A 734-nucleotide genomic window follows, 5' to 3' on the forward strand; every position below is an offset into this window, starting at 1 on the left:
GAATACAACGGGGATGGGTTTTTCGCCAGCAACTACCGCAACACCCGTTCGCCGTCTTATGCAGATTCCATTCCGCGTGAGCGCTGGCCGACTGCGGGGTATTCGTCTGTAGCCAACTGGCCCGGCCCGGTGAAGCTACGCTGGACATCCTTGGATGGTGTAGAGCACACGGCAGAAATCGATTTTCCCCGCATCTTTGCCGATGGGTTGACCTTGCATGCCGTGCCGGACAACGAGCTGCCTGCAGGCATGTACCGCCAAGGCATCAGTACAGACCCGGAAATCCATCTTGAGGTGGACAACCGTACGGTGCGCGTATACCAGCGCGCCCGGATGTCGACTCGTACTGAGCAGGTGCCAGGTAACCGTTACACACGCAATCGAAGTGATCTTTTTCTGGTGGCTGAATACCAGTACTGAGCAAGCGGGGCCGGTATTCCGCAGCGGCCAGTGACTTCCATCGGTGATGGTGGTCACGCAATGGCCTTGATCACAACTTGCCGGCTTGCAAGCGTGCGTCGTATAGGCCTTACACTGCAGCCACGGCCCCTAAGCAAGCGCGAAGACGATGCGGCTACCCGCCTTGATGCCGTTGCCACTTGTTGTTCCCCTGATTGGATGCGCCCCTGCCATGGACTGTCGCTTATGTACACCTGACGCTGCCGGCGATAGTCAGGGAGAAGATACCGGTGGTGGCAGGAGACATAACAATAGAACATAACGAGAGACACTCA

General features: G+C 57.4%; 1 protein-coding gene. It reads left to right on the forward strand.

Translation table 11 applies throughout. The annotated features are described in order from the left end of the window. A partial coding sequence (locus tag ABB30_RS16580) for a hypothetical protein (RefSeq protein WP_161808879.1) occupies positions 1-420 on the forward strand: 420 nt, incomplete at its 5' end. Between the last annotated feature and the right edge of the window lie 314 nt (positions 421-734).

The organism is Stenotrophomonas ginsengisoli (assembly GCF_001431485.1).
Classification (GTDB): domain Bacteria; phylum Pseudomonadota; class Gammaproteobacteria; order Xanthomonadales; family Xanthomonadaceae; genus Stenotrophomonas; species Stenotrophomonas ginsengisoli.